This window comes from Chelatococcus daeguensis, from assembly GCF_001887265.1.
GTDB classification, from domain to species: Bacteria; Pseudomonadota; Alphaproteobacteria; order Rhizobiales; family Beijerinckiaceae; genus Chelatococcus_A; species Chelatococcus_A sambhunathii.
The window spans coordinates 466,116-492,076 of record NZ_CP018095.1 but is presented as its reverse complement, the minus strand read 5'-3'; the positions used below and the strand labels follow the sequence as shown (position 1 = coordinate 492,076).

Annotated in this window: 22 protein-coding genes; 10 read left to right on the top strand and 12 right to left on the bottom strand. The window is 68.3% G+C overall.

All coding sequences use genetic code 11. From position 1 onward, the window contains the following. Window position 1: 1 nt before the first annotated feature. Complete coding sequence (gene ggt / locus BOQ54_RS02260) at window positions 2-1,765, bottom strand: gamma-glutamyltransferase (protein WP_071923164.1); 1,764 nt, start codon at window positions 1,763-1,765, stop codon at window positions 2-4. Between the two features lie 114 nt (window positions 1,766-1,879). Here ggt and BOQ54_RS02255 point away from each other — a divergent pair, with 114 nt between their 5' ends. Then, window positions 1,880-2,521, top strand: a complete 642-nt coding sequence (locus tag BOQ54_RS02255; RefSeq protein ID WP_063188143.1) for a LysE family translocator — start codon at window positions 1,880-1,882, stop codon at window positions 2,519-2,521. Window positions 2,522-2,538: 17 nt separating this feature from the next. Here the strand turns inward: BOQ54_RS02255 and BOQ54_RS19935 are convergent, their stop codons facing one another. The 5 genes from BOQ54_RS19935 to BOQ54_RS02230 all read right to left on the bottom strand — a co-directional run bounded on the left by BOQ54_RS19935 (window position 2,539) and on the right by BOQ54_RS02230 (window position 6,093). After that, window positions 2,539-3,117, bottom strand: a complete 579-nt coding sequence (locus BOQ54_RS19935; RefSeq protein ID WP_063188141.1) for a LemA family protein — start codon at window positions 3,115-3,117, stop codon at window positions 2,539-2,541. A gap of 31 nt (window positions 3,118-3,148) precedes the next feature. Next, window positions 3,149-3,631, bottom strand: a complete 483-nt coding sequence (locus tag BOQ54_RS19930) for a hypothetical protein (protein ID WP_063188139.1) — start codon at window positions 3,629-3,631, stop codon at window positions 3,149-3,151. Between the two features lie 9 nt (window positions 3,632-3,640). Continuing rightward, window positions 3,641-4,825 carry a 23S rRNA (adenine(2503)-C(2))-methyltransferase RlmN gene (gene rlmN / locus BOQ54_RS02240; RefSeq protein ID WP_432430784.1) on the bottom strand — a complete coding sequence of 395 codons (1,185 nt, stop codon included), beginning with the start codon at window positions 4,823-4,825 and terminating at the stop codon, window positions 3,641-3,643. Window positions 4,826-5,028: 203 nt separating this feature from the next. Then, the gene (locus tag BOQ54_RS02235; protein WP_072249502.1) at window positions 5,029-5,577 is read right to left on the bottom strand and encodes an invasion associated locus B family protein; all 549 of its coding nucleotides are present in this window, start codon (window positions 5,575-5,577) and stop codon (window positions 5,029-5,031) included. Window positions 5,578-5,721: 144 nt separating this feature from the next. Beyond that, window positions 5,722-6,093 (bottom strand): YkvA family protein, encoded by a 372-nt coding sequence (locus BOQ54_RS02230; RefSeq protein ID WP_425349140.1) that lies wholly within the window; start codon window positions 6,091-6,093, stop codon window positions 5,722-5,724. Between the two features lie 243 nt (window positions 6,094-6,336). Between BOQ54_RS02230 and BOQ54_RS02225 the strand changes: the two genes are divergently transcribed. After that, a complete protein-coding gene (locus tag BOQ54_RS02225) occupies window positions 6,337-7,122 on the top strand; it encodes an SDR family NAD(P)-dependent oxidoreductase (protein WP_071923163.1) in 786 nt (261 codons plus the stop codon). A gap of 154 nt (window positions 7,123-7,276) precedes the next feature. Then, a complete protein-coding gene (locus tag BOQ54_RS02220) occupies window positions 7,277-8,311 on the top strand; it encodes an HWE histidine kinase domain-containing protein (protein WP_071923162.1) in 1,035 nt (344 codons plus the stop codon). On the opposite strand, the gene thpR is transcribed toward BOQ54_RS02220, so the two are convergent. The 3 genes from thpR to BOQ54_RS02205 all read right to left on the bottom strand — a co-directional run bounded on the left by thpR (window position 8,312) and on the right by BOQ54_RS02205 (window position 10,845). Then, entirely contained in the window at window positions 8,312-8,887 is a 576-nt protein-coding gene (gene thpR / locus BOQ54_RS02215) for an RNA 2',3'-cyclic phosphodiesterase (RefSeq protein ID WP_063188333.1), read from the bottom strand. A 196-nt stretch (window positions 8,888-9,083) separates the two neighbouring features. Further along, window positions 9,084-10,130, bottom strand: a complete 1,047-nt coding sequence (locus BOQ54_RS02210; RefSeq protein ID WP_071923161.1) for an aldo/keto reductase — start codon at window positions 10,128-10,130, stop codon at window positions 9,084-9,086. A 64-nt stretch (window positions 10,131-10,194) separates the two neighbouring features. Next, window positions 10,195-10,845, bottom strand: coding sequence for an arylesterase (locus BOQ54_RS02205; RefSeq protein WP_055459804.1), 651 nt, complete (start codon window positions 10,843-10,845; stop codon window positions 10,195-10,197). 61 nt (window positions 10,846-10,906) lie between these two features. Here BOQ54_RS02205 and BOQ54_RS02200 point away from each other — a divergent pair, with 61 nt between their 5' ends. From BOQ54_RS02200 to BOQ54_RS02190, 3 genes are all read left to right on the top strand, one after another. Continuing rightward, on the top strand, window positions 10,907-11,626 hold the full coding sequence (locus BOQ54_RS02200; RefSeq protein ID WP_071923160.1) for an ABC transporter ATP-binding protein: 720 nt from the start codon (window positions 10,907-10,909) through the stop codon (window positions 11,624-11,626). 8 nt (window positions 11,627-11,634) lie between these two features. After that, on the top strand, window positions 11,635-14,214 hold the full coding sequence (locus tag BOQ54_RS02195; RefSeq protein WP_071924368.1) for an ABC transporter permease: 2,580 nt from the start codon (window positions 11,635-11,637) through the stop codon (window positions 14,212-14,214). A 180-nt stretch (window positions 14,215-14,394) separates the two neighbouring features. After that, complete coding sequence (locus BOQ54_RS02190) at window positions 14,395-15,180, top strand: Bax inhibitor-1/YccA family protein (protein ID WP_055459806.1); 786 nt, start codon at window positions 14,395-14,397, stop codon at window positions 15,178-15,180. Between the two features lie 88 nt (window positions 15,181-15,268). On the opposite strand, the gene BOQ54_RS02185 is transcribed toward BOQ54_RS02190, so the two are convergent. Continuing rightward, the gene (locus tag BOQ54_RS02185) at window positions 15,269-15,718 is read right to left on the bottom strand and encodes a DUF2794 domain-containing protein (protein WP_186438016.1); all 450 of its coding nucleotides are present in this window, start codon (window positions 15,716-15,718) and stop codon (window positions 15,269-15,271) included. Window positions 15,719-16,131: 413 nt separating this feature from the next. Continuing rightward, the gene (locus tag BOQ54_RS02180) at window positions 16,132-16,740 is read right to left on the bottom strand and encodes a peroxidase-related enzyme (protein WP_071923159.1); all 609 of its coding nucleotides are present in this window, start codon (window positions 16,738-16,740) and stop codon (window positions 16,132-16,134) included. Window positions 16,741-16,883: 143 nt separating this feature from the next. Between BOQ54_RS02180 and BOQ54_RS02175 the strand changes: the two genes are divergently transcribed. The 4 genes from BOQ54_RS02175 (at window position 16,884) to BOQ54_RS02160 (ending at window position 24,388) form a co-directional block, all read left to right on the top strand. Further along, the gene (locus tag BOQ54_RS02175) at window positions 16,884-21,716 is read left to right on the top strand and encodes an NAD-glutamate dehydrogenase (RefSeq protein WP_071923158.1); all 4,833 of its coding nucleotides are present in this window, start codon (window positions 16,884-16,886) and stop codon (window positions 21,714-21,716) included. Beyond that, entirely contained in the window at window positions 21,697-22,377 is a 681-nt protein-coding gene (bluB, locus tag BOQ54_RS02170; protein ID WP_245316267.1) for a 5,6-dimethylbenzimidazole synthase, read from the top strand. Before BOQ54_RS02175 ends, bluB begins: the two co-directional genes overlap by 20 nt. Further along, a complete protein-coding gene (locus BOQ54_RS02165) occupies window positions 22,377-23,777 on the top strand; it encodes an MFS transporter (RefSeq protein WP_063188131.1) in 1,401 nt (466 codons plus the stop codon). The genes bluB and BOQ54_RS02165 overlap by 1 nt, the downstream gene beginning before the upstream one ends. A 110-nt stretch (window positions 23,778-23,887) precedes the next feature. Continuing rightward, a complete protein-coding gene (locus tag BOQ54_RS02160; RefSeq protein ID WP_083585874.1) occupies window positions 23,888-24,388 on the top strand; it encodes a L,D-transpeptidase in 501 nt (166 codons plus the stop codon). A gap of 201 nt (window positions 24,389-24,589) precedes the next feature. Here BOQ54_RS02160 and BOQ54_RS02155 read toward each other — a convergent pair whose 3' ends face one another. Continuing rightward, complete coding sequence (locus tag BOQ54_RS02155; RefSeq protein ID WP_063188130.1) at window positions 24,590-25,909, bottom strand: SAM-dependent methyltransferase; 1,320 nt, start codon at window positions 25,907-25,909, stop codon at window positions 24,590-24,592. Window positions 25,910-25,961: the final 52 nt, after the last annotated feature.

The following is a 25,961-nucleotide window of genomic DNA, read 5'->3' as shown; positions in this document are numbered from 1 at the left end:
GTCAGTATCCAGCCGCGAGCGTGCCGCGCTGGCGTGTGTCGGACGCCCCGGCGAGCCCCTCCGGCGTGACCATGATAGAATTGGCCGAGCCCGAGGTGGCGCCGACAGTGATCTTCTGGCCGCGTGCGGCGAGGATCTTGAGCGTGTCGGGAGAAAGGCCGCCCTCGGCGAGCAACCGGTCTGGCTGCCACTGGTGATGGATGCGCGGTGCGACCACCGCCTCGGCGATGTTCATGCCAAAGTCGACCACATTGACGATCACCTGCAGCACCGTGGTGATGATGCGGCTGCCCCCCGGGCTGCCGGTGACGAGCACGAGCTTGCCGTCCTTGAACAGGAAGGTGGGCGTCATCGAGGAGAGCGGGCGCGCACCCGGCGCGACGCTGTTCGTCTCGCCGCCGACGAGACCGTAGGCGTTCAGCGCCCCGACCTTGGCGGCAAAATCGTCCATCTCGTTGTTCATCAGCACGCCGGTGCCGGCGGCGACGAAGGCGGCGCCATAGGAGAAGTTGAGGGTATAGGTGTTGGCGACCGCATTGCCGTCCTTGTCGACCACCGAGAAATGCGTCGTCTGGTCGCTTTCGTGCGGCAGGGGATCACCGGCCTTGACCTCCTCGGCGCGGCGGGCGCGGTCCTTGTCGAGCGCGACGCGCAGGCTGTCGGCATAGAGCTTCGAGGTGAGGCCCCGGAGCGGCACGTCGACGCGGTCGGGATCGCCGAGCCAGGCCGCCCGGTCGGCATAGGCCGGCTTCATCGCCTCGGCCATGACGTGCAGCGCGTCGGCACTGCCGGCGCCCATCGCGGCAAGATCGAAGCCCTCGAGGATGTTGAGGATCTGGACGAGATGCACGCCACCCGAGCTCGGCGGCGGCATCGACACCACCTCGTGGCCGCGATAGGTGCCACGCACGGGCTTGCGCTCGATGACGCGATAGCGGGCGAGATCCTCCACCGTCATGACGCCGCCCGCGGCCTTGACGGAGGCGGCGATCTTCTCGGCCACGGGGCCGCGGTAGAAGGCATCCGGCCCTCCGTTGGCAATGGCTGCGAGCGTGTCGGCGAGGTCGCGTTGCACGAGGCGCTCACCCCTCTGGAAGGGGCGCCCGTCCTTCAGGAAGATGGCGGCCGTCGCCGGGTCGCGACCGAGACGGGCCGAAGCCTGCGGCAGCGAATCGGCAAGGTCGTCCTCTACCGCGGTGCCCTCGCGCGCCAGGCGCTCGGCCGGGGCGACGAGATCGACCAGGGTGAACTTGCCCGAGCCATATTTCTCGAGCGCGTGGGCTAGGCCCATGACGGTGCCCGGCACGCCGACGGCAAGGCCCGAATCGCGCGACTTCTTCGGGTCCGGCTCGCCCTTCTCGTCGAGGAACATGTCGCGGTGCGCGGCCGCGGGCGCGCTTTCGCGATAGTCGATAGCGACGGTCTCGTTGCGCTCGGCGAGATGGACCAGCATGAAGCCGCCGCCGCCAAGATTGCCGGCCCGCGGCAGCGTCACGGCAAGCGCGAAGCCGACCGCGACCGCCGCGTCGACAGCGTTGCCGCCCTTGCGCAGCACCTCGACGCCGACGCGCGTCGCCTCGGCCTCCTGCGAGGAGACCATGCCGTTCGGCGCGATGACCGGCAGCAGCCGCGCCTGGCCGGAGATGATGGGCTGGCCGGCCGGAGGCGCCACCGGCTGCTGGGCGAGGGCGAGCGGGGCGGCAACAGCGATGGAAACGGCGGCAAGAAGCGCCTGGAGCGGCCGGATGGAGCGGAATGACGTCATGGATCTCCTCCACATGCGAAAGTGGAGGTTAGCGTCTTGTCCGCATGCTGATAAACATGCCGCATGCGGCGCGCGCAGCGGAAAATTGCAGCCGCTGTCCCTACGAGGTTTTGCATGACGTTCCTGCCAGAGCTTGCCGTCCTCATCGCCTATTCGCTGGCCTGTTTCGTGCTGTTCGTCACGCCGGGGCCGGACATGAGCCTTTTCCTTGCCAAGACGATGGCCGAGGGGCGGCGTTCGGGCATCGCGGCCATGCTCGGCGCGCTCACCGGCTGCTGCGTGCACACGCTGCTTGCCGCTCTCGGCGTCTCAGCCCTTCTCGCGGCCTCGGCGACTGCCTTCACCATCCTCAAGGTGGTCGGCGCCCTTTATCTGCTCTGGCTCGCCGTGGATGCCGTCCGCAACGGCTCGGCCCTCAACGTCAAGGCGGGCGCGCGCCCGCCGGCCTCCTTCGCACGCACCTTCCTCCTCGGCATCGGCGTCAATCTCACCAATCCGAAGATCGTGCTGTTCTTCGTGACCTTCCTGCCCCAGTTCGTTGCGGCCAGCGACCCGCACGCCTCGGCCAAGCTTATCTTTCTCGGCCTCTACTTTATCGCCTTCTCGCTGCCGCTCGCCGTGCTGCTCATCCTGGCGGCGGACAAGGTGGTTCGCGCTCTCAAGGGCCGCCCGCGCATCATGCGGGGGCTCGACTTCGCCTTCGCCGGTCTCTTTGGCGCCTTCGCCCTGAAGATCCTCGCGACCCAGGGCCGCTGACAGACGGCGCCGACGGTTCAGCCGTTGCGCGGCGAATCGAACGTCTCGACCATACGCGGCTGCGGCCCGAGAAAGGCGAGCGCCACCCAGCGGCCGGGAACGCGGCTGATCGACAGGTTGTAGTTGCGGGCGAGTCTCACGAAATCGCTGCGGGCGACCACAATGCGGTTCTCGCGCGTTTCCAGCGCATCGAGCACCCGCCGGATCTCGGGGTTGGAGCGCCGGTCGGGATAGAGGTTCATGAGATCCATGACCTTGCCGAGCGCCCGGGAGAGGTCGTCCTGCGTCTCCATGAACCTCCGGAAGCGTGCGGGATCCGTCGGCGCCTCCGGCTGGGGCCGCAGGGCAAGGACCGCGGCCTGCGCCTCGCGCAGCCGCTCGACGAGCGGGCCCTGTGTGGTGTTGACCGTTTCCACCATGGCGATGATTTCGGGCACCATGTCGGCACGGGCGCGGAACTGCTCTTCCACCTCGCGCCAGGCCTCGCGGGCCGCCGCACCGTAATGCGGCGCATTGTTGGCGCTGACAGCCACCCAGGCAGCGGCCGCCACAATCACGGCCAGGCCGGCAACGAGCGCGAGTCGCCGCGAGATCATCGATTGAACTCCTTCATGAAAGGCGCTGGCCTCATGCGGCAGGCTCGCTGCGCTCGATGCCCGCGGTGCGGCCGGCAATGAGCCAATAGACGAGCCCCGACAACGAACCGGTGAGAAACAGAAGCAAGGTGATGCGCAATTCGCCCTCGCCGGCCCGGCCGGCGCCGGCGGCCCACGGCATGGCGGCGCTGATGAGGCCGCTCGCCCCGCCGTACCAGACGAAAGAGCGCCAGCCGCCGATCTCGCCGGCCGCAGCCGCGACCGCCGGAGGCAGGACGAGCACCATGAGCGCCATCGTCCACAGCGCGGCACCGATGGCGAGCGCCGCCACATCCGGCGCGCCCTCGCTCATGATGGCGTCGAACAGTGCGAAGAAGCTGGCAAAGCCGAGGCCGGCGATGAGCTCGTGCATGGCGGGCTCGCCGAAGCTGGCGACGACCAAGAAGATGAAGCCGGCCGTGATGGCTGCCCCGAGCGCGAAAGCGACGACAGCGAGCCGGACGAGAAAGCGCATGAGGGGCCTTTATTCGGCGGCGGAGAACATGCCCTCGGCGCCGATACCGGATTCGAGCATCAGGCGGGCGCGGGCCCTCAGCTTTTCCGTCTCGCTCTTCAGCTGGCCGCAGGCCGCCAGGATGTCGCGGCCGCGCGGCGTGCGCACGGGGCTCGCATAGCCGGCATCGAACACGATCTGCGAGAACCGCTCGATCGTCTCCCAGTCGGAGCATTCATACTGGCTGCCCGGCCAGGGATTGAACGGGATGAGGTTGATCTTGGCCGGAATCCCCTTGAGCAGGCGCACGAGAGCCCGGGCGTCCGCCTCGCTGTCGTTGACGCCCTTCAGCATCACATATTCAAAGGTGATGCGCTTGGCGTTGGAAACGCCGGGATAGGTGCGGCAGGCCTCGAGCAGCGTGGCGATCGGGTATTTCTTGTTGAGCGGCACCAGCACGTCGCGCAGGTCGTCGCGCACGGCGTGCAGGGAGATGGCCAGCATGCAGCCGATCTCCTCGCCGGCACGGGCGATCATCGGCACGACACCGGAGGTCGACAGCGTGATGCGGCGGCGGCCGATGCCGAGGCCCTCATTGTCACAGACGACGTCCATCGCCGCCTTTACGTGGTCGAAGTTGTAGAGCGGCTCGCCCATGCCCATGAGGACGATGTTGGTGACGAAGCGCCCGCCGTCGCTCGGCACGAAGGCGCCCTCGGGCGGGTTCTCGTCCGGCCAGTCGCCGAGCCGGTCGCGTGCCACCATCACCTGGGCGACGATCTCGGCAGAGGTGAGGTTGCGGACGAGCTTCTGCGTGCCGGTGTGGCAGAAGGAGCAATTGAGCGTGCAGCCGACCTGGCTCGACACGCAGAGCGTGCCGCGGTCGACCTCGGGAATGTAGACGCACTCGATCTCGGCGCCCTTGTCGAAGGGGCTGGTCGAGGGCATGCGCATGAGCCATTTGCGCGTGCCGTCGCGCGAGACCTGCTCAGTGACTACCTCGGGCCGCGCCAGCGTATAGGCCTCGGCGAGCCGCGCGCGCAGGCCCTTGCCGATGGTCGTCATGACGTCGAAGTCGCGGGCACCGCGCAGGTAGATCCAGTGCCACAACTGGCCGACGCGCATGCGCAGCTCGCGCGCTGGGATGTCGAGCGCGGCGAGGCTGTCGCGCAGTTCCTGGCGAGTCATGCCCACGAGCGAGGGCTTGACGGGCATCGCCACGGGGCGCGGTTGTGAAGGGGCGCGGAGCGCCGCCTCCTGCGAGGGCACTTGCATGGGTCCGGTCCAAAACAGAAAGTCCCGGCGCTATAACACGCCGGGGCCGTCATCGTCACCTCATGCCGGCAACGAGGCCGATAACCCGATGCGGGGCCGACCCGTCCAGAGGCGTTTCATCGCAGCCGTTCGGCTGGAGCCGCTCATTTGCACTCGTCGTTCACTCGTTTCAGCGCCTGCGTGAAGCCCTGGAGCGAGTATTCGTCCGTCAGCTTGTTGCCGCGGCGCGATTCCACGTTGATGACCAGCTTGGCGCCACGCTGGAAGGACGTGATCACCTGGCTCTCCTGCGCCGGGTCCTTGACCCATGCATTCTCGCCCTTCGTAACAAGTGCAAAGGCCGTATCGCCCACAGTCGCGCGGGCATCGACATTCTCGCGTGTGGGGAAGCCCATGACGAAGCTGACCTCGTTGCGCACGTTCTCGGCTGGCCGCTTCGAGACGAAGAGATAGGCGGGATCACGGTTGAGGCCGGCCGGCAGGCGCTGCTTCGGCTGCGTCATGGCGTAGCAGACGCGCGCATTGCCTTGACCGGTGGCATAGGCGCCCCAGTCGCCGTAGGTGGCAAGCAGCGTCGCCTGGCCGCCGGCCGCACCCTGCGCCGCCGCCGGCTGGCTCGCAACCAGGGCGGCAACGGCTGCGCCGATCACGAAAAGGCCCGCGCCGGGCCGCGCCGAAAATCCTCGAATCATCAGAGCGTCACACTCCCTCGTTCGAGTGGAACACATCCCGCCCGGCGCCTCGTAGGCGTCCGGAAGGGGGCGAAATTATGATCGCGCCGGCCGGCATCGGTCCCGGTGCGCAGCCGTTCATGAAGCCGAAACGTTAATCGAATTTTATTGAGAGATTATTTCCCGCGCCCGGCGCCTGTGATCATCGGTGATGGCGCCCGCCGCCATGGCGATCGCGGCAGCAAGCACCGCCATGTCGTCAGTGAAGCCCAAGAGCGGGAGGAAATCGGCCACGGCATCGGTCGGCAGGATGAAGTAGCCGAGCGCGCCGAGCAAGGTGAGCTTGACGCGGCGCGGTGTCGCCGGGTCGATCGCGCAGAAGTAGACGGCGACGAGATCCTCGGCGAAGGGAGTATTTGCGGCGACACGACGCAGAGCCTTCCAGAAACGGCGCGTCACGCTCTCCTCGTCGCGCACCGCTCGCCTTATGGCCCGCATCTCCTCGCGCGTCAGCGGGCGCGCGATCGTCTCGTCCATTCCCTGCCTCCTTTAAGGGCGACAGTCGCATCGCCCACCATCGATTCTGGTGCCGCAAGACCAAGGCCAGAAGATGGTTTGCGGAAGCTGGCCGCGCAAGGTTTCGCGACCGCTTCACCATCGGCATTGGCACCGGCGCACCGCCGGCACCGTTTGCGCCGGGCTGCAGGTGCGCTAAACCCCTGAGGAAGCATCGGAACACCGACAGTAGTGCCGGCAAGAGAACATGAGGGAGGAGAAGGCATGAAGCTCGACGCATCGACCGCCGCCGTGGTCACCGGCGGGGCCTCCGGCCTCGGCGAGGCCACCGGGCGCATGCTGGCCGCAGCCGGCGTGAAGGTGGCGATCCTCGACCTGAACGAGGAGCGGGGGCGGGCCGTGGCAGCGGAGATCGGCGGGCTCTTCGTGCGCACCGACGTGGCCGACGAGGCGTCCGTCGATGGCGCGCTCGCAGCGGCGAAAGCCGCGCACGGGCCTGCACGGATCGTGGTCAACTGTGCCGGCATTGCTCCCGGCAAGCGAACCGTGGCAAAGAAGCGCGACACCGGGGAGTTCGTCGCTCACGATGTTGCGAGCTTCGCCCGCACGGTGGCCATCAACCTCGTCGGCACATTCACTGTGACGGCCAAGGCGGCCGCCGACATGGCAAGCCTCGCGCCCGTCACCCCCGACGGCGGACGCGGCGTCATCGTCTGCACGGCCTCGGTCGCGGCGACCGACGGACAGATCGGCCAGGCAGCCTATGCGGCCTCAAAGGCCGGCGTGATGGGCATGACGCTGCCGGTGGCACGCGATCTTTCCACGCTCGGCATCCGCGTCATGACGATCATGCCTGGGCTGTTCGAGACGCCGATGTTCGCCTCCGTCCCCGAGGACTACCGCAAGGCGCTCGAGGCAAGCGTGCCCTTCCCCTCGCGGCTGGGCAAGGCGGAGGAATATGCCGCGCTTGTGCGCGCCATCATTGAGAACGACATGCTCAACGGCTCGGCCATCCGCCTCGACGGAGCGATCCGCCTCGCCCCAAAATAGCCGTGCTCCCGCGGGCGGCCAATTGCTGCCTCAATGACACGGTCTGTTGCGCGCGTCGGTCGATCGGACGAATCCATCCCCCGTTGACCGGCCGCGCCAAAGCAGGAGACGGCATGACGGGAAACGGCATCATACGCGGCAGGCACGGGGTCCTGTGAGCACGACCCTCGCTTCGCCGCGCGGCAGTGCCTGTGACGTCCTCGGAGCGTCGCAACGTTTCATCGATCTGCTGCCGGTCGCCATTTACGTCTGCGACAGGGACGGCTGCATCGTGCGCCACAACCGCTCCGCGGCGGCGCTGTGGGGGCGCGAGCCGTCGCCGCAGGACCGTTTCTGCGGTTCCCTCGCCCTTCGCGCGCCCGATGGCACTCCCATGGCCCATGCCCATTGTCCGATGGCCAATGCATTGAGGACCGGCCGGGCCGTGAGCGACGCCGAGGTGCTCATCGACCGCCCGGACGGTGAGACGCTTTTCGTCCTCGTCAACATAGAACCGATCCGCGATGCCTCCGGCGCTGTCGTCGGCGCGGTCAACTGTTTCCGCGACATCACCGAACAGCGGCGAATGCACGAGCGGCAGGAACTGCTGTTGCGCGAGATGGACCACCGCATCAAGAATCTGTTCGCCTTGGCGAGCGGTATCGTCGGTCTCAGCGCGCGCGGCGCCGCGACGCCTCAGGAAACCGTCGAGGCGGCCCGTCGTCGGCTTGAAGCGCTGGCGCGGGCCCACACGCTGACGCTGCCGGGCACCGGCCTCAGCGGCGAAGAGACGCGCAGCGCGACCCTTGCCGCCCTTGTCGACACCATCGTCTCGCCCTTCGTCGACCCACGGGCCGAAGAGCCACGGATCGTCGTCGACGGACCAGAGGTCATCCTGGGCGGCGGCGGGCTGACCAGCTTCGCCCTGTTGCTGCACGAATTCGCCACCAACGCCGCCAAATACGGTGCTCTGTCGTCGTTCGGCGGGCGCGTCATCATCTCCTGGCGCACCGACGCGGACACTCTGCATCTCGCCTGGCGCGAGGTGGGAGGCCCCGCCCCGTCGGGCGGCGAGGCGGCCGGCGAAGGCTTCGGCAGCGTGCTGGCCCGCAGCGCCGTGCGCAGCCAGCTGGGCGGCTCCCTCGCGCGCGAGTGGCGGCCGGACGGACTCGTCGTGACACTGACGGCCCGGCTCGACCGCCTCGCCTGATCAGGCGCCAGCTGCCGCGCGACGGCCCGACATGTAGGGGTGGCGCGCGAGTGCATAGGCCGCTTCGACAATGTAGGGGCCGCCGCCCACCGAGGCGCGCGAAGAGAACAGCACGAAGCGGTCGGCGGTGAAGGTGAGCGGCCGGAAGGCGCCTTGCCCGGCAAAATAATCCGCCACATCGAGCGGCGAAGCATCGCGCAGCCGCGCCAGGGTGACGTGCGGCGTGAACTTGCGCGGCTCAGGCGGCAGGCCGGCGCGGCGCACGCAGCGCTCGTGATCGGCCTGCAACTCGGTCAGCGCGGGGTTCGGCCGCACGCGCGCGAAGATCGTCCGTGGCCGGCTGCCGCCGAAGGAATCGAGCATGTCGAGCGTCACCGTGACCGGCGGCCGGTCGATATCGGCAAGGGAATCGTAGATGTCCGCCGCCGTGGTGGCATCAACGTCACCAATGAAGCGCAGCGTGATGTGATAATTCTCGACATCGATCCAGCGCGCGCCATAGAGACCGCCGCGGTAACGCGCGAGCGCTTCGGCTATGTCGGCGGGAACTTCGAGGCCGGTGAACAGACGAGGCATGGCCATCCTCCCTCGTTCCAGAGGCTTCGCGGCACCGGCAGCCGTCACGGATACCGGATTCCCCCTCCCGCTGGGTCTTGTCTGGCGCTGGCAGCGCCGGCCCAGGCGAATCGCTCCCTCGTCCAAGGATCGCGCGCCCGCCCGGCCCTGTCCAGAGCGGGACGGGCGCACGTCGGCTGGCTCCGAGGCTTCGGCCTCAGGGACAGGGATTGCCCTGGCGCTGATGAATCGCATCGATGCGGGCCTCGACCTCCTCGGTGATCGTCACGTCGAGCGCATCGATGTCGGTCCGCAACTGCTCCATCGTCGTCGCGCCGATGATGGTCGACGTGACAAAGGGGCGGCTGGTGGCAAAGGCGATCGCCATCTGGGCCGGATCGAGACGGAGCTCTGCAGCCAGCGTAACATAGGCGTCGATTGCCTCGGCGGCGCCGGGCTTCTCGTAGCGCTTCAACCGGTCGAAGAGCTGCTTGCGGCTGCCCGGCGGCAAGGCACCGTCGCGGTACTTGCCGGTGAGATAGCCCTGCGCAAGCGGCGAATAAGCGAGAAGGCCGACGTTTTCGCGCATGGCGATCTCGGCGAGGCCGACCTCGAAGGTGCGGTTGACCAGCGAATAGGCGTTCTGGATTGACTGCACCCGCGGCAGACCCTTCACGGTTGCGTGATGAAGGAAGGTCATCGTGCCCCAGGCGCTCTCGTTGGAGAGGCCGATGTGGCGGACCTTACCCGCTTTCACGAGGTCCCCGAGCACGGCGAGAATCTCGTCGATCGGGTTCTCGGGCCCCTCGGCGGCGCGGAAGATGGTCGGGTTGGAGCCGAACTGGGTCACCGCCCGGTCCGGCCAGTGCAGCTGATAGAGGTCGATATAGTCGGTCTGAAGCCGCTTGAGACTCTTGTTCACCGCTTCTTCGATCTGCGCGCGGTTGAGCTCGCCCTTGCGCCTGCCGTCGCGGAACCAATCCATGTGGGTGCGGCCGACCACCTTGGTGGCGAGGATGATCTTGTCGCGGTTACCGCGCGCCTTGAACCAGGAGCCGATGATGCGCTCGGTGGCACCCTGCGTCTCGGCCTTGGGGGGAATGGGATAGAGCTCGGCTGTGTCGAAGAAGTTGATGCCGCGCTCGACGGCATAGTCCATCTGCGCATGGCCTTCAGCCTCGGTGTTCTGCTCGCCCCAGGTCATGGTGCCGAGGCACAGTTCGCTGACCATGAGATCGGTGCGGCCGAGTTTGCGGTAGTTCATAAGGCAGTCCTCATCGTGCGGCGCCATGCCGCCGCGTCTGGCCCTTGCAAGAGAAAGCGGCCGGTCAGCCGCGGGGAGGCAGGGAGGACACGAACCGCACGACCGTCGGCAGCATGCGCGCGACGATGCGTTTCACGCCCTCGGCATTGGGGTGCATTCCGTCTGGAAGGTTGAGGCCGGGGATGGCCGCCACCTCTTCGAGGAAGAAAGGATAGAACACAAGGCCGTGTCGCGCCGCAATATCCTTATAGATAGCGTCGAAGCGGCGCCTGTAATCCTCGCCGAGGTTCGGCGCGGCCACCATGCCGACCAGCATCACGGGGATGTTGCGCGCCTTGAGCCGCGTGACGATCGCCTCCAGCGCCTCGCGCGTCACGTCGGGCGATACGCCGCGCAGCATGTCGTTGGCGCCGAGCGCCAGGATGACCGCATCGGTCCCCTCCGGCACCGACCAGTCGAGCCGCGCGAGGCCGCCCGATGCGGTGTCGCCGGAGACACCAGCATTAGCGATCTCGACCTCCATGCCCCGCTCGCGCAGGGCCTTCTCGAGAACGACGGGAAAGGCCGCGTCCTGCGGCAGGCCGTAGCCGGCCGTCAGACTGTCGCCGAGGGCGACGAGACGCAGCGGCTCGGCAAGCACGCCACCGGTCGCGGCAAGGACCAGCATCACATGAAGGAGAGCGAGCGGCAGGGTGCGACGAAGACGTTTGATCATCCCTGACAAGGTCCCATATGACGGGGTGTTCTCCCACCCCTCAGCCTCTACGGATCGATTGATGGACAGCGCGACGGATCTGGCCCCACCAGCCGATATGGTCATTTCCCTCGTGGATGTCCATTTGAGCCTCGGACGTGGCGCCGCGCGCGTGCACATCCTCAAAGGCGTATCGCTCGGCGTGCGGCGCGGCGAGGCCGTCGGCCTGGTCGGCCCGTCAGGCTCCGGCAAGTCCACCCTGCTCATGACCATGGCCGGGCTCGAGCGGCCGGACAGCGGCACCGTGACCGTCGCCGGCAAGGATCTCGCCCGGCTCGACGAAGACGCGCTCGCCCGCTTCCGCGGCCGCAACGTCGGCATCGTCTTCCAGTCCTTCCATCTCGTGCCAACCATGACGGCGCTCGAGAACGTCGCTCTGCCGCTCGAGCTCGCCGATGCGCCCGACGCCTTCGCCCGGGCCGAGGCGGAGCTTGCGGCCGTCGGGCTCGGCGAGCGGCTGCATCACTATCCATCCCAGCTCTCGGGCGGCGAGCAGCAGCGCGTCGCCATCGCCCGCGCCATCGTCGCCGACCCGGCCATCCTCGTCGCCGACGAGCCGACCGGCAACCTTGACGAGCGCACCGGGCGCGGCATCGTCGACCTTCTCTTCGCGCTCAAGCGCGACAGGGGTGCGACGCTGGTCCTTGTCACGCACGACATGGGCCTCGCGGAGCAGTGCGACCGTGTCGTGCGGCTGCGCTCCGGCACCGTCGTGCCGGACGACGCGCCCGTGAGCGCGTGAGGATGGCCATGCACGGTTTCGTCGGCGCCCCCGCATCACACCCCGCTCCACGTCTGCCGCTGGTGCCGCGCCTCGCCCTGCGGGAGCTGCGCGGCGGCCTGCGCGGCTTCGGCGTCTTCCTCGCCTGCATCGCGCTCGGCGTTGCGGCGATCGCGGGCGTCTCCTCCGTCTCCCGCAGTCTGACCGAAGGCCTCGCCGTGGAGGGGCGTCGTATCCTCGGCGGCGACCTCGCCTTCAGCCTCGTGCAGCGCGAGGCGAGCCTTGAGGAGCGCGCCTTCCTCGACGGCGCGGGGCGCGTCTCCGCCATCGCCACCCTGCGCGCCATGGCCATCGCGGATACAGGCGAATCCGCCCTCGTCGAGGTCAAGGCCGTCGACGGGGCCTATCCGATGATCGGGGCGGTGGAGAGCGAGCCGGCCGCATCGGTGCAAGAGCTTCTCGCCGAGCGCGACGGCACCTACGGGGCTCTCGTCGATCCGGTCCTGCTCGATCGCCTCGGCCTTGCGGTCGGCGACGTCGTCAGCCTCGGCAACGCCCGCGTCGCGCTCCGGGCGCGCCTCGTCTCGGAACCGGACAAGATCGCGGCCGGCGTCGGCTTCGGCCCGCGGCTCCTGATGTCGCAGGAGGGGCTCGCGGCGAGCGGCCTCGTGCAGCCCGGCAGCCTCGTGCGCTGGACCTACCGCGTGGCGTTGCCCGGCGCGAGCGGGGGCGAGCGCGCCCTGGAGCGCCTCGAAGCCGAGGCGCGGCAGCGCCTACCCGACGCCGGCTGGCAGATCCGCTCGCGCAACAACGCCTCGCCGCAGTTCGCCCGCAACATCGAGCGCTTCACGCAGTTCCTCACCCTGGTCGGTCTCACCGCCCTCATGGTCGGCGGAGTTGGCGTTGCCAATGCGGTGAACGCCTTTGTCGAACGCAAGCTGCATTCCATCGCCACGCTGAAGAGCCTCGGCGCGCCGGGCGGACAGGTAGTGGCCGTGTACCTGACCCAGGTCATGATCATTGCCGCTGTCGGCATCGCCATCGGGCTCGCCGTCGGCGCGGCGATGCCCTTCGCGGTGGCCCATGCGGCCAAAAGCCTGCTACCCCTGCCGCTGACGCCGGGGCTGGCCCCGCTCGAACTCGCCGTCGCCGCGCTCTACGGCTTTCTCACGGCGCTTGCCTTCGCGCTCGGCCCGCTCGGCCGGGCGCACGACGTGCCGGTCTCGGCCCTGTTCCGCGACGAGGTGGATCCTGCCGCGAAGGGGCCGCGCCTGCGCTACCGGCTCGCGAGCCTCGCTGCCGTCGCGGCGCTGGTGGCAGTCGCCGTCGTCTTCGCCTACGACCGGCGCGTCGCGCTCATCTTCATCGCCGCCGCAGCGGGTGCCTTCCTGCTGCTGAGGCTGGTCGCGCTCGGCCTCATGGCGCTCGCCCGCCGCCTGCCGCGCCCGCGCCGCACGGCGCCCCGCCTCGCGCTCGCCAACATCCATCGGCCGGGTGCGCTGACGCCCTCGCTCGTCCTGTCGCTCGGCCTCGGCGTGACGCTGCTCGTCGCGCTCGCGATGATCGACGCCAATATCCGCGGGCAACTGACGCGCGCCCTGCCGGCCCAGGCGCCGAGCTTCTTCTTCCTCGACATCCAGAACGGCGAGGCCGACCGCTTCGAGGCCTTCCTAGCCCGCGAGGCGCCGCAGGGAACGGTCGAGCGGGTGCCCATGATGCGCGGCCGCGTCGTCTCGCTGAAGGGCATCCGGGCAAGCGACTACAAGGCGCCGGAAGAGGCCGCCTGGGTGCTGGAAGGTGATCGTGGCCTCACCTATGCCGCAAAGCCACCCGAGGGCTCGACCGTCGTTGCCGGCGAATGGTGGCCGGCCGATTACGCGGGCGAGCCGCTCGTCTCCTTCGATCGGGAGCTTGCGCAGGAACTCGACCTCACCATTGGCGACCGGCTCGTCGTCAACGTGCTCGGGCGCAACATCGAGGCCAGGATCGCCAACCTGCGCACAGTGGAATGGCGCACGCTCGGCATCAATTTCGTCATGGTGTTCTCGCCCAATACCTTCGCCGGCGCGCCGCATACGCATCTTGCCACGCTCACCGCGAACGGGGTGGGCAAGCGCGTCGACGAAGGTGCGGTGATGCGGGCGCTCGCCAAGGAATTCCCAATGGTGACGAGCGTGCGCGTGCGCGACGCGCTTGATGCCGTCAACGACGTCGTCAGCCAGCTCGCCATCGCCGTGCGCGCGGCGAGCTCGGTGGCGCTGGCGGCGAGCCTGCTGGTCCTCGGCGGAGCGCTGGCCGCCGGCCATCAGACCCGGCTGCATGATGCCGTCGTCCTGAAGACGCTCGGAGCGACGCGCGCGCGGCTGATCAGCGCCTTCAGCCTCGAATATGGTGCGCTCGGCAGCGCGACCGCCCTCTTCGGCTTCATCGCCGGCACGATCAGCGCCTATGTCATCGTGACGCGCGTCATGCGCCTGTCATTCACCTTCGAGCCGGGCAGCGCGCTCGCCGCGGCGCTGCTTGCCATCGTCGTCACCATCGGCCTCGGGCTTGCCGGCACGTGGCGCATCCTCGGCCAGAAGCCGGCACCCTATCTGCGCAACCTTTGAGGCGCATGGCCGCGGAGGAAATTCGTCCCCAAGCCCTCCGCCCGCGGCATTCCCCGGCGCCGCTTTCCCATGCGCGGCCACCGAATCAGCCTTGTAAGGCGGGCCTGTTGAGCCCATATTTCGGTACAAGTGCGGCCTTCGGCGCGCATCGTTGGCGTGATTTAGCTTCGAGAGGGAAAAATGTCCGATCTGAACCGCAACACCTATGCCTACGGCACGGGTGTCGCCCGGGCCGGGACCGCAGAGCTCGACCAGGGCCTGCGGGCCTTCATGCTGGGCGTTTACAACCACATGGTGCTGGGACTTGCCGTCACCGGTCTTGCTGCCCTGGGCACCTTCATGCTCGCAGTGACAAACGACCCGTCGGCAGCCGTGGCGCAGATGCGCGGCGGCATCATGCTGACGCAATTCGGCTACGCCATCTTCGCAAGCCCGCTGAAGTGGGTGGTGATGCTGGCGCCGCTTGCGGCTGTGTTCTTTCTCAGCTTCCGCATCGCCAGCATGCAGCCGGGTGCGGCGCGGGCACTGTTCCTCGTCTACGCGGGACTTGTCGGCCTGTCGCTGTCGTCGATCTTCCTCGTCTTCACGGGCGCGTCCATCGTGCGCGTGTTCTTCATCACGGCCGCCGCCTTCGGCGCACTGAGCCTCTACGGCTACACGACGAAGAAGAACCTCTCGGCGATGGGCTCCTTCCTGGTCATGGGCCTCTTCGGCCTCATCATCGCCATGCTGGTCAACCTGTTCCTGCAGTCGAGCGCCCTGCAGTTCGCCATCTCGGTGGTGGGTGTGCTCGTCTTCGCCGGCCTGACCGCCTGGGACACGCAGCGCATCAAGGAGATGTACTACGAGCTCGACGAGAGCGACGTTGCCGCCCGCAAGTCGATTCTCGGCGCGCTGATGCTGTACCTCGACTTCATCAACATGTTCGTCATGCTGCTGCAGCTTTTCGGCCAGTCGCGCGAATGAACGCGGCGACGGTCGCAAGCGACAAAGCCCCGGCTGCGCGTCGGGGCTTTCTTTTTGATGGTCGCTTCGGCGTCGCGGCGATCCGGCTCTAGCGGGCGACCAGCCGCACGGGCTTGTCGAGAACCTGCAGAACGCGGGTAAGATCGTGCCCGCGCTTCAGGATGCGTCCCGAGGCCGAGATGACGCTATAGGCGCCCTGTCGGCGGGCGAGTTGCGGATCCTTCTCGATACGGTAGAGGGGAACCTCGCTCGTTCGGCGAAAGACCGAGAACACCGCCCTGTCCTTCAGGAAGTCGAGCGCGTAGTCGCGCCATTCGCCGAGCGCCACCATCCGCCCGTAGACATTGAGGATCTCCCTGAGCTCGCGCGCATCAAACGAGACGACGTTGGCCGCGCGCGGCGCCGGGGACGAGATGTGGTGCCCGTGCGGTGGAGAAGGTTCCTCATCCTTTCGCCGCGGGGTGAAGGGCACAATGGCCGCTCCGCCCCCGGTGCGAAAGGGATCGGAAGAGGGATCGCTCGTCTCCGTTTCGCTCATGACCTCCGTCCGGCTCGGCGAGGAGAGCATGCGGGCCGCCTGCCTGCGTCATGCATCCGTCATGATGCGGCCGCCGCCGGGCCGGCGCAAGCCTCATCGCGGGCCTCAACCAGATCGCTGAGCGATGCAGGCAAATCTGAAAGAAAAACCACAATTTGGCCGCAGAGCCGTCAATCAGGCGCCCTAGTGCGGGGCGATAAAAAGCACGTTGCCTCGATGGTCCGGCGCTCGCCGCCCTGGATCTAGTCAGCCCCCCAGCCCCCCGGGGTGGACGAGATGCCGGACCACTCGGTTCCGTGTAAGAGTAACTAGGGCCGGTGTCCCCGCACCGGCCCTATTCTTTTGCCCGCCCCCGCCGCGAGGCGATTCGGCTGCGACGCCCGGTCCTAGAGAGCCTCTCGGCACGGAGGCCCTCAGCGTGCCTGGGCGTGATATTCGCGGTTCGGCCGCATGTCGACGGCCGAAGCCATGCGATTCGACATGTTGAAGAAGGAAGCGACGGCGGCAATGTCCCAGATCGCCTTGTCGTCGAAGCCGGCATCGCGCAGCGCCTGCCGGTCCTCCTCGCCGATCTCGTGCGACCGTTCTGTCAGCTTCGCGGCGAAGTCCAGCATCACCCGCTGGCGCAGGGAGAGCTCCGCCGCGCGGTAGTTCATCACCATCATTTCGCCGAGGACCGGATCCCCCGAGAGCAGGCGCACCGCTGCCCCGTGCGCCGTCAGGCAGTAGTAGCAGCGGTTGATGCTCGAAACGACGACGGCGATCATCTCCCGCTCCAGCTTGCTGAGACCGGACGGCGCCAGCATCAGGTCGTTGTGGAAGGCGGCGAAAGCCTCGAGCTTGGCATTGTCGTGCGCATAGGCGGCAAGCACATTGGGCACGAAGCCGAGCTTCTCCTCGCATTTTGCGAAATAGGCCTGCATCGACGGCGACAATTCCCCCGGTGCCAGCGACAACGCCGTCGGCGCCGGCTCCGCGTCCTGGGGGGCCGGCTTCTCCTCGTGCCGATCGACTCTCGTCATGCGCGCATCTCCTCCCTCGTATTTCCCGCTGCCGCAATTGCCTGTGCGGCGTCCGGCCATGCCGAGAATGTCGGCCGCAAGGCTGCATTTGTCCACGACATGATCTAAGGAAGAGCAGCTTCGACGCTGTCGGGAGGACGATGATGGAGCTCGCTGCGGCCGACAAACGGGCCGGACTGGTAAAAGCCATTGAAGAAGCGCTCGATGCGATGGGTGAGGTCTTGCCACCCGGCTTCGTCGATCTCCTGATCGGACGCGCCGCCCTCGAGGATCTTGCCGACTATCCCGTGGCAAGCCTCGCCGCCCTGGCCGTCGCGTCCTACCGGCACCTGACCGAGCCGCGCCCGGCCGGCCGGCATGACGTGCGCCTCATCGACCACGAGATCGAGCGCGATGGCCATCGCCGCGACATCACGGTCGTCGAGGTCATCAACGACAACATGCCGTTCCTCCTCGATTCGACACTCGCCGAGATCGTCGATCAGGGATACGAGCCCTATCTCGTCACCCACCCGATCCTCGCCGTGGAGCGTGGCGAAGACGGCGCCTTCCTGCGCTTTGCCGGCGAGGCAGCAGCCGGGGCACCACGCGGTGCGCGGCGCGAGAGCCTCATCCATATCCACCTGCCGCGAATCGACGACGAGGCGGTGCGCCTCAGGCTCACCCAGGGGCTCGAGTCGGTCTACACCGACGTCGAGCGGGCGGTGCGCGACTGGAGCGCCATGCGGGGGCGCCTCGCCGGCGCCGCCGAGGCCTACAAGATCAATCCGCCGCCCCTGCCGGCGGAGGAGGTCGCAGAGGCGGTCCGCTTCCTCGAGTGGATCGCGGCGGACAATTTCACCATTCTCGGCGTCCGGGAATATGGCTTCGCCGGCGGCGACGCGGCGGGCTCGGCACCGATCGAGGGCACCGGGCTCGGCATCCTGCGCGATCCGGAGGTGCGCGTGCTGCGCCGCGGGCGCGAGCTCGTCGTCATGAGCCCCGAGATCACGGCCTTCCTCGCCCGGCCGGTGGCGCTCATCATCACCAAGGCGAATGTCAAGAGCCGGGTGCACCGCCGGGCCCATCTCGACTACATCGGCGTCAAGCTGTTCTCGGAAGAGGGCGAGCTCGCCGGCGAGCTGCGCATCGTCGGGCTGTTCACGGCCAATGCCTATACCGGCTCGACCCGCACCATCCCCTACCTCAGGCACAAGGTGGCGCAGGTCATCCAGCGCGCCGGCTTCGACCCGGCGAGCTATTCCGGCCGCGCGCTCATGCACGTCCTCGAGGACTATCCGCGCGACGAACTGTTCCAGGTCGACATCGAGACGCTCTACCGCTTCTCGCTCGACATCCTGCACCTGACCGAGCGCCCGCGCGTGCGCGCTCTTGCCCGGCTCGACGAATTCGACCGCTTCGTCTCCGTGCTCGTCTTCATCCCGAAGGAGCGCTACGACACGTCCGTGCGCCGGCGGGTGGGCGAGTTCCTCGCCGAGACCTACCAGGGGCGCGTCTCCGCCGCCTATCCGAGCTATCCGGAAGGCCCGCTGGCGCGCACGCACTACATCATCGGCCGCGACGAGGGCAAGACGCCGGACGTCAGCCGCGAAACCCTGGAAGCCGGTATCACGGCCATCGTGCGCACCTGGGCCGACGCCCTGCGCAGCGCACTCGAGAACACCGTCGGCGGCTACAAGGCGCGCGTCGCGGCCCAGCGCTATGCGGAGGCCTTCAGCGCCGCCTACCGCGAGGCCTTCTCCGGCGAGGCGGTGCTGAAGGATATTGGCATTCTTGAGCGCCTGTCGAACCGGCGGCCGCGTGCGGTCGACCTCTACCGGCGTGAGGGCGATGGCGAGGAACGGGCCAATCTCAAGGTTTTCGCCCGTGGTGCTCCGATGCCCCTGTCGCAGCGCGTGCCGATGCTGGAGCGGTTCGGCTTCCGGGTCGTCAACGAGCGCACCTATCGCGTCCTGCCGGACGGCGAGCCCAAGAGCGCCCAGGTATGGCTGCACGACATGGCGCTGGAGCGCAGCGCCGGCGGCCCGATCGACATCGACGCCCTGCAGCGTCCGCTAGAAGCCGCTCTCATGGCCGTCTTCCGCGACGCGGCCGAATCGGACGGCTTCAATGCGCTTGTCCTGGAGGCCGGGGCCAACTGGCGCGACGTCGCCATGCTGCGCGCCTTCGGCCGTTACATGCAGCAGATCGGTGTTCCCTACGACCAAGACTACATCGCCGCCGCGCTCGCGCGCCAGCCGCAGATCGCGCTCGCGCTCATCCGCCTGTTCTACGCTCGCTTCGACCCGCGCGGCGACGAGGCGACGCGCGCCGAGGTTTGCGCGGCCGAGCGGACCAGAATCGAGGAGATGCTGGCCGCGGTCACGAGCCTCGACGACGATCGCATCCTGCGCCGCTTCGTCAACCTGATCGAGGCGGCAGTCCGCACCAGCTTCTTCCAACTGGGGCCGGATGGGCAGACGCGCGACCCCATCGCCTTCAAGTTCGAATGCGCCCGCGTCGAAGGCCTGCCACTGCCGCGCCCGCTCTACGAGATCTTCGTCTACAGCCCGCGGGTCGAGGGCGTGCACTTGCGCTTCGGCAAGGTGGCGCGTGGCGGCCTACGCTGGTCCGACCGGCCGCAGGACTTCCGCACCGAGGTGCTCGGCCTCGTCAAGGCACAGCAGGTGAAGAACGCCGTGATCGTACCGGTCGGGGCCAAGGGCGGCTTCGTGCCCAAGCGCCTTCCGCCGGCGAGCGACCGGCAGGCATGGCTCGCCGAAGGCACTGAGGCCTACAAGATCTTCGTCGGCACCTTGCTCGACCTCACCGACAATCTCGACGGCGAAACCGTCGTGCCACCGGCCGACACCGTACGCCACGACGGCGACGACCCCTATCTCGTGGTTGCCGCCGACAAGGGCACGGCCACTTTTTCCGACATCGCCAACAGCCTCTCGGAAGCCCACCACCACTGGCTGGGCGACGCCTTCGCCTCCGGCGGCAGCCATGGCTACGACCACAAGGGCATGGGCATCACCGCCCGGGGTGCATGGGAAGCTGTGAAGCGCCACTTCCGCGAGATGGATGTCGACATCCAGAGCGAGCCCGTCAGGGTCGTCGGCGTCGGTGACATGTCGGGCGACGTCTTCGGCAACGGCATGCTACTGTCGCGGGCGCTCAAGGTGGTCGCCGCCTTCGACCACCGCGACATCTTCATCGATCCCGATCCCGATCCGGCCGTCTCCTGGGCCGAGCGCAAGCGGCTGTTCGACCTGCCGCGCTCGAGCTGGCAGGACTACGACAAGAGCCTGATCTCGGAAGGCGGCGGCGTCTTCTCCCGTTCTCTCAAGGCCATCCCGCTGTCGCCGCAGATGCGTGCTCTCCTTGATCTCGACAAGGAGACGGCAACTCCGAGCGAGGTGATGAATGCCATTCTCAAGGCCCGCGTCGACCTGCTCTGGTTCGGCGGAATCGGCACCTACGTATGCTCGCAGGAGGAGGACAGCGAGGACGTCGGCGACCGTGCCAACGATGCCATCCGCATCACGGGCGGCGAGATCCGCGCCCGCGTGGTCGGCGAGGGTGCCAATCTCGGCTGCACCCAGCGCGGCCGCATCGAGGCGGCGCGGCGCGGCGTCCGGCTCAACACCGACGCCATCGACAATTCCGCCGGCGTCAACACCTCGGACATCGAGGTCAACATCAAGATCGCGCTCAGCCAGCCCGAGCGCGACGGCCGCCTGACGCGCGCGGCGCGCAACGCCCTCCTCGCCGAGATGACCGACGAGGTGGGAGCGCTCGTGCTGCGCAACAACTATCTGCAGACGCTCGCCCTCTCGCTGGCCGAGCGGCATGGAGCGGGCGAGATCGGCTTTGCGCGCCGCCTGATGCAGGTGCTCGAACAGCATGGCCGGCTCGACCGCACGGTCGAGAACCTGCCGGACGATGCGAGCCTTGCCGAGCGCGAGCAGCGTGGCGAGGGCCTGACACGGCCCGAACTTGCCGTGCTTCTCGCCTATGCCAAGCTCGCCCTGCACGATGCCCTGCTCGACAGCGCCGTGCCGGACGAACCCTATCTCGCCCGCGAGCTGGCGCGCTACATGCCCGGACCGGTGCGCGAGCGTTTCCCCGACGCGGTGGAAAGCCATCGTCTGCGGCGCGAGATCATCGCCACCCAACTCGCCAACGCCATCGTCAACCGCGGCGGGCCGACCATCGTGACGAAGCTCGCCGACCAGACGGGCGCCGACGCGCCGGCCATTGCCACGGCCTATGCGGCGACGCGCGACGCCTTTGGCCTCACCGAGCTCAACGCAGCCATCGACGCCCTCGACGGCAGGATCAGCGGAGCGCTGCAGCTTAGGCTCTACGGCGAATTGCAGGACATGCTGATCGGCCAACTCGCCTGGTTCATCCGCAATGTCGACCTTGCCGGCGAGGATCTCGATGCTGTCGTTGCGCGCTATCGCGACGGGCTGGGCGAGATCGCGGCCTGTCTCGACGCCATCCTGCCCGCTTCGGCGCGGGAGGGGCTCAGGGAGCGCGCCGAGGCGCTCGTGGCCCAGGACGTGCCTGAGGATCTCGCAGGACGCCTCGCCGCCCTGCCCGTTCTCGCGGAAGGCCCCGACATCGTCCGGGTCGCCACCCTGGCCGGTCGGCCGGTGCGCGACGTGGCCGCCACCCATTTCGCCGTGGAGGGGATCTTCCGGCTCGGGGCGCTCGCCGCACAGGGACGGGAGATCAAGGTCGCCGACTACTATGACCGCCTGGCGCTCGACCGGGCCATCGACGGCCTGTCCGACGCCCACCGCCGCCTGACGGCGGAGATCGTCGCCGACGGCGCGGGACCGCAAGCCGTCGAGGCCTGGGAGGAGCGCCGCGGCAGCGAGGTCACACGCATCCGCAGCACCGTCGAGACCATTGCCGCCTCCGGGCTGACGCTGTCGAAGCTGACGGTGGCGGCGAGCCTGCTCGGTGACCTCGCTCGTGGCTGAGCCGGATCATGACGTCGGCGGCTCCGCGCCGCCGGTGTTCGATGCGGTCTTTCGCGCCCGCTTCGCAGAACTCGTCGCCTGGCGGCGCGACGTGCGCCGTTTCCTCCCGAAGCCCGTCGACAGGGACACGATCGGGGCGCTCCTCGCGCTGGCCGCGCAGGCACCTTCCGTCGGCAATGCGCAGCCGTGGCGCTTCGTCATGGTCGACGACCCATCCCGGCGCGCGGCGGTGCGCAGCAACTTCGAGCGCTGCAACGCCGAAGCCCTCCTGGACTACGCCGGCGAGCGGGCGCAGCTCTACACCCGGCTGAAACTGGAAGGGCTCGCGGAGGCACCCGTGCACATCGCCGCCTTCTGCGACGAGCGCGCCGATACCGGCCACGGCCTCGGCCGGCGCACCATGCCCGAGACGCTCCACTATTCCGTCGTCACCGCGATCCATACCTTCTGGCTCGCGGCGCGGACAGCCGGGCTCGGCGTCGGCTGGATCTCGATCCTCGATCCCGGCGAGCTGACGGCGGCGCTCGAAGTGCCGGCACACTGGCGCTTCATCGGCTATCTGTGCGTCGGCTATCCTTGCGAGGAACACCTTGATCCCGAACTCGTGCGCCACGGCTGGCAGGACCGGCTGGCGCCCGACAGCACCATCCTGGAGCGCTGATGACCGCCGCGACGACCGACGCGCCGCCCGAGTCGAGCCTTGCCGGGGCCTATCCGCCCCGGCGCTCGGTCGTCGCCTGGCTCTTCTTCGACTGGGCCTGCCAGCCCTTCTTCACGCTGATCACGACCTTCGTGTTCGCGCCCTATTTCGCCGCGCGCCTCGCCGCCAACCCGGCCGAAGGGCAGGCGCTGTGGGGCTATGCGACGGGCCTTGCGGGGCTCACCATCGCCCTTGCGTCCCCCGTGCTTGGGGCGATTGCCGATGCGAGCGGGCCGAAGAAGCCCTGGATCGCCGCCTTCGGCGCCATGATGGCGCTCGCCAGCGCAGCCCTTTGGTGGGCCGCGCCGGGCGTGCCCTTCGCCGTACCGCTCGCTCTCGTCGCCTTCGCCATCGGTACCATCGGGGCGGAATTTGCGACGGTCTTCAACAATTCCATGATGCCGCGCCTCGTCCCGCCGGAGAAGCTCGGGCGCCTGTCCGGCACCGGCTGGGCTACCGGCTATGTCGGCGGGCTCATCTCGCTCGTCGTCACGCTCGGCTTGCTCGCCGGAAGCCCAGAAACCGGGCGCACGCTCATGGGCCTCGTCCCACTCTTTGGCCTCGATCCTGTGACCGCCGCAGGGGACCGGGCGGCAGGGCCGCTGACCGCGCTGTGGTTCGTCGTCTTCGTCATGCCCATGTTCCTGCTGACGCCGGACGTACCGGCGACGGGAGCCTCCCTTCGCGAAGCGGCCGGACGGGGTGTGCGCGCGCTCGCCAACACCATTGCCCACGCGCGGCGGCACGGCGCGGTGATGCGCTTCCTCCTTGCCAACATGGTCTACCAGGACGGGCTGGTGGCCCTGTTCGCCTTTGGCGGCATCTATGCGGCCGGCGTCTTCGGCTGGGGCACCATCGAAATCGGCATCTTCGGCATCCTGCTGACGATCACCGGCACCATCGGCGCCTTCGTCGGCGGGCGCCTCGACGACGCCATCGGCTCGAAGCCGGTCATCCTCGGCGCGCTCGGCGTCCTCATCACCTGCTGCATCGGTATCCTCTCGCTATCGAGCGACCGCGTCCTCTTCATCGTGCCGGCGGAGCCACCGCAGCCGGCGGATGGGCTCTATGCCAGCCTGCCTGAGAAGGTCTATCTCGGGCTCGGGCTCCTCATCGGCCTCGTCGCGGGACCCATGCAGGCCGCGTCGCGCAGCCTCCTCGTGCGCCTCGCGCCGGAAGGCCGGGCCGGCGAGTTCTTCGGCCTCTTCGCCCTGTCGGGCAAGGTCACGTCCTTCCTTGCGCCGACCATGGTCGCCGTCGCCACGCAGGCGAGCGGCACGCAGACAGCAGGGCTCGCGGTTCTCGTCCTCTTCTTCGGCTCGGGGGCCGTGATCCTCGCCGGCGTCAACCAGCGGACGTAACCGGCCGTTCACCCTCGTGGCCGAAAGCCGGTTTCCGGCAAGAAGCCGTTCATCGCCGTGAGGCTTCAATCGCCGCCGACGTTCGCGAAAAGACGAACAGGGTGGCGACGATGAAGATTGTGATGGCGGCGGGCGCGGCCTCGGTCGCGCTCGCCCTCCTGGCAGTGCCGGCAAAGAGCCGGGAGATCGTCTCCTTCTCCGGCTATGCGCCGGGCACGGTGGTGGTGCGCACCAAAGAGCGCCGGCTCTATTTCGTCGCCCGCGAGGGCGTCGCGCTGCGCTATCGTGTCGCAGTGGGCAGGCCGGGCAAGCAATGGCGCGGCATTACCCATATCGACGGCAAATACGTGCGGCCGGCCTGGTCGCCACCGGCCGAGGTCAAGCGCGACAACCCGCACCTGCCGGACGTCATCCCCGGCGGCGTGCCACAGAACCCGATGGGCGAGCGGGCCCTGACGCTGACCGGCGACGAATATGCCATCCACGGCACCAACCGGCCCGATTCCATCGGCCGGTTCGCGTCCTACGGCTGTATCCGCATGCACAACACCGATATCATCGACCTTTTCGACCGCGTCACCGTCGGCACGCCGGTGGTCGTGCTGCCGTAGCGGGCCGGACGTCGGCGAGGCCCCCCGCGCAGGCGACGCTCTTCGTCCCGTTTCCTCCCCCTCCATCCCCGCGCTCGTCGCGGACGTCGACGCCGGCGACGCCGGCGCTAGGCTGAAAGGCGTGGATGGCCAGGGCGGGTGGGGAGGTCGCATTCCGCTCGCGCTCGATGCGTTCGGGCAACGCGTGCGCTTGCGGCAGCCTTACCGGTAAAGGTCCTCGCGCGTCGGCGGCAGGCCCGAGGGGCCCTTGGCGCGGCGGGAGGCGAGCGTCTGGAAGATGCCGATGGTGCCGCGCTCGAAGCCGAGCGAGACGCCGGCAAGGTAGAGCAGCCACAGCCGCGTCTTCGCTGCTCCCACCTCGCGCTCGGCTGCCTCGCGGTTGGCGTAGAGGCGTTCGCACCACAGCCGCGTGGTACGCGCATAATGCTCCCGCCAAGCCTCGACGTCATGCACCTCGAAGCCATAGCGCTCGAGGCTCGTCACCGAGCCGCCGATGTGATCGAGCTCCGAGCCCGGGAAGATGTAGTTGACGATGGCTGCATATTCCGGCCGCTTCCTGCGGAAGGCGCGGGCCGACTTCTTGGCCGGGCGGGTGATGGCGTGGTTGAGCAGGAGGCCGCGCGGGCGCAGGAGTTCGCGCATCTTGGTGAAATAGGCACCGTGGTTGTCGAGCCCCACATGCTCGAACATGCCGATGGAAGCGATCTTGTCGAAGCTGCCGGTGAGCTCGCGATAGTCTTTCAATTCCACCGTCACCCGGTCCTGAAGGCCGAGGCGGGCGATCTTCTCCTTCGCGAAGGCGAGTTGTGCCTCGCTCAGCGTCACGCCGTGCGCCGCGACGCCGTAATGCTGCGCCGCGTGGCAAACGAGGCCGCCCCAGCCGCAGCCGATGTCGAGGAAGCGCTCGCCTTCCTTCAGCCGCAGCTTGCGGCAGATCATGTCGAGCTTGGCCTTCTGCGCCTCCTCGATGCCGACGTCCCAGCGCGGGAAATAGGCGCAGGAATATTGCATCTCGGGATCGAGGAAGAGGCCGTAGAAGGCGTTCGACAGGTCGTAGTGGAACTGCACGAGGGCCTTGTTGTCGCGGCCGGCGGCGTCCTTGTCGACCTGGGCGCCCTGATAGGCATGGCTGCCGGCCGGCTTCTGCGCCCGGCCGAAGAGGAACGGCAGCAGGGAGCGAACGAGCAGCCCCTTGTCGAGCCGCTTCAGGAGGCCCTTGGTATTGGCCTCGCCGCGACGCGCCGCGACGTCGAGCAGCGTACCGCCGTGCAGGTCGATGTCGCCGGCGGCCAGAAGCTCGACCAGCGTCGTCAGCCGGGGCGAGCGCACGAGGCGGGTCACGGCCTCCGGCGCCGCAATGGAGAAGACGAGATCGCCGTTCGCCTTGGGCCCGAGCGGGATCGTCTCACCGTTCCACAGCCTGACGGAGAGGTCGGCGCCCAGCCTGTCACCGACGTGCCGCAGCAGTCGCCGCGCGGCATCGAGCCGCTTGTCCACCCCTTCAGCCTCGCGCGTCACCATGCCGTCCCCTCATTACCCGAGTCGGCGCACGTTATAGCCTTTGCGCGGAAAG

Coding starts and splice junctions, on each gene's coding strand:
- ggt (WP_071923164.1), bottom strand. CDS start 1,765: ATGACGTCATTCCGCTCCATCCGGCCGCTCCAGGCGCTTCTTGCCGCC.
- BOQ54_RS02255 (WP_063188143.1), top strand. CDS start 1,880: ATGACGTTCCTGCCAGAGCTTGCCGTCCTCATCGCCTATTCGCTGGCC.
- BOQ54_RS19935 (WP_063188141.1), bottom strand. CDS start 3,117: ATGATCTCGCGGCGACTCGCGCTCGTTGCCGGCCTGGCCGTGATTGTG.
- BOQ54_RS19930 (WP_063188139.1), bottom strand. CDS start 3,631: ATGCGCTTTCTCGTCCGGCTCGCTGTCGTCGCTTTCGCGCTCGGGGCA.
- rlmN (WP_432430784.1), bottom strand. CDS start 4,825: ATGCCCGTCAAGCCCTCGCTCGTGGGCATGACTCGCCAGGAACTGCGC.
- BOQ54_RS02235 (WP_072249502.1), bottom strand. CDS start 5,577: ATGATTCGAGGATTTTCGGCGCGGCCCGGCGCGGGCCTTTTCGTGATC.
- BOQ54_RS02230 (WP_425349140.1), bottom strand. CDS start 6,093: ATGGACGAGACGATCGCGCGCCCGCTGACGCGCGAGGAGATGCGGGCC.
- BOQ54_RS02225 (WP_071923163.1), top strand. CDS start 6,337: ATGAAGCTCGACGCATCGACCGCCGCCGTGGTCACCGGCGGGGCCTCC.
- thpR (WP_063188333.1), bottom strand. CDS start 8,887: ATGCCTCGTCTGTTCACCGGCCTCGAAGTTCCCGCCGACATAGCCGAA.
- BOQ54_RS02210 (WP_071923161.1), bottom strand. CDS start 10,130: ATGAACTACCGCAAACTCGGCCGCACCGATCTCATGGTCAGCGAACTG.
- BOQ54_RS02205 (WP_055459804.1), bottom strand. CDS start 10,845: ATGATCAAACGTCTTCGTCGCACCCTGCCGCTCGCTCTCCTTCATGTG.
- BOQ54_RS02200 (WP_071923160.1), top strand. CDS start 10,907: ATGGACAGCGCGACGGATCTGGCCCCACCAGCCGATATGGTCATTTCC.
- BOQ54_RS02195 (WP_071924368.1), top strand. CDS start 11,635: ATGCACGGTTTCGTCGGCGCCCCCGCATCACACCCCGCTCCACGTCTG.
- BOQ54_RS02190 (WP_055459806.1), top strand. CDS start 14,395: ATGTCCGATCTGAACCGCAACACCTATGCCTACGGCACGGGTGTCGCC.
- BOQ54_RS02185 (WP_186438016.1), bottom strand. CDS start 15,718: ATGAGCGAAACGGAGACGAGCGATCCCTCTTCCGATCCCTTTCGCACC.
- BOQ54_RS02180 (WP_071923159.1), bottom strand. CDS start 16,740: ATGACGAGAGTCGATCGGCACGAGGAGAAGCCGGCCCCCCAGGACGCG.
- BOQ54_RS02175 (WP_071923158.1), top strand. CDS start 16,884: ATGGAGCTCGCTGCGGCCGACAAACGGGCCGGACTGGTAAAAGCCATT.
- BOQ54_RS02165 (WP_063188131.1), top strand. CDS start 22,377: ATGACCGCCGCGACGACCGACGCGCCGCCCGAGTCGAGCCTTGCCGGG.
- BOQ54_RS02160 (WP_083585874.1), top strand. CDS start 23,888: ATGAAGATTGTGATGGCGGCGGGCGCGGCCTCGGTCGCGCTCGCCCTC.
- BOQ54_RS02155 (WP_063188130.1), bottom strand. CDS start 25,909: ATGGTGACGCGCGAGGCTGAAGGGGTGGACAAGCGGCTCGATGCCGCG.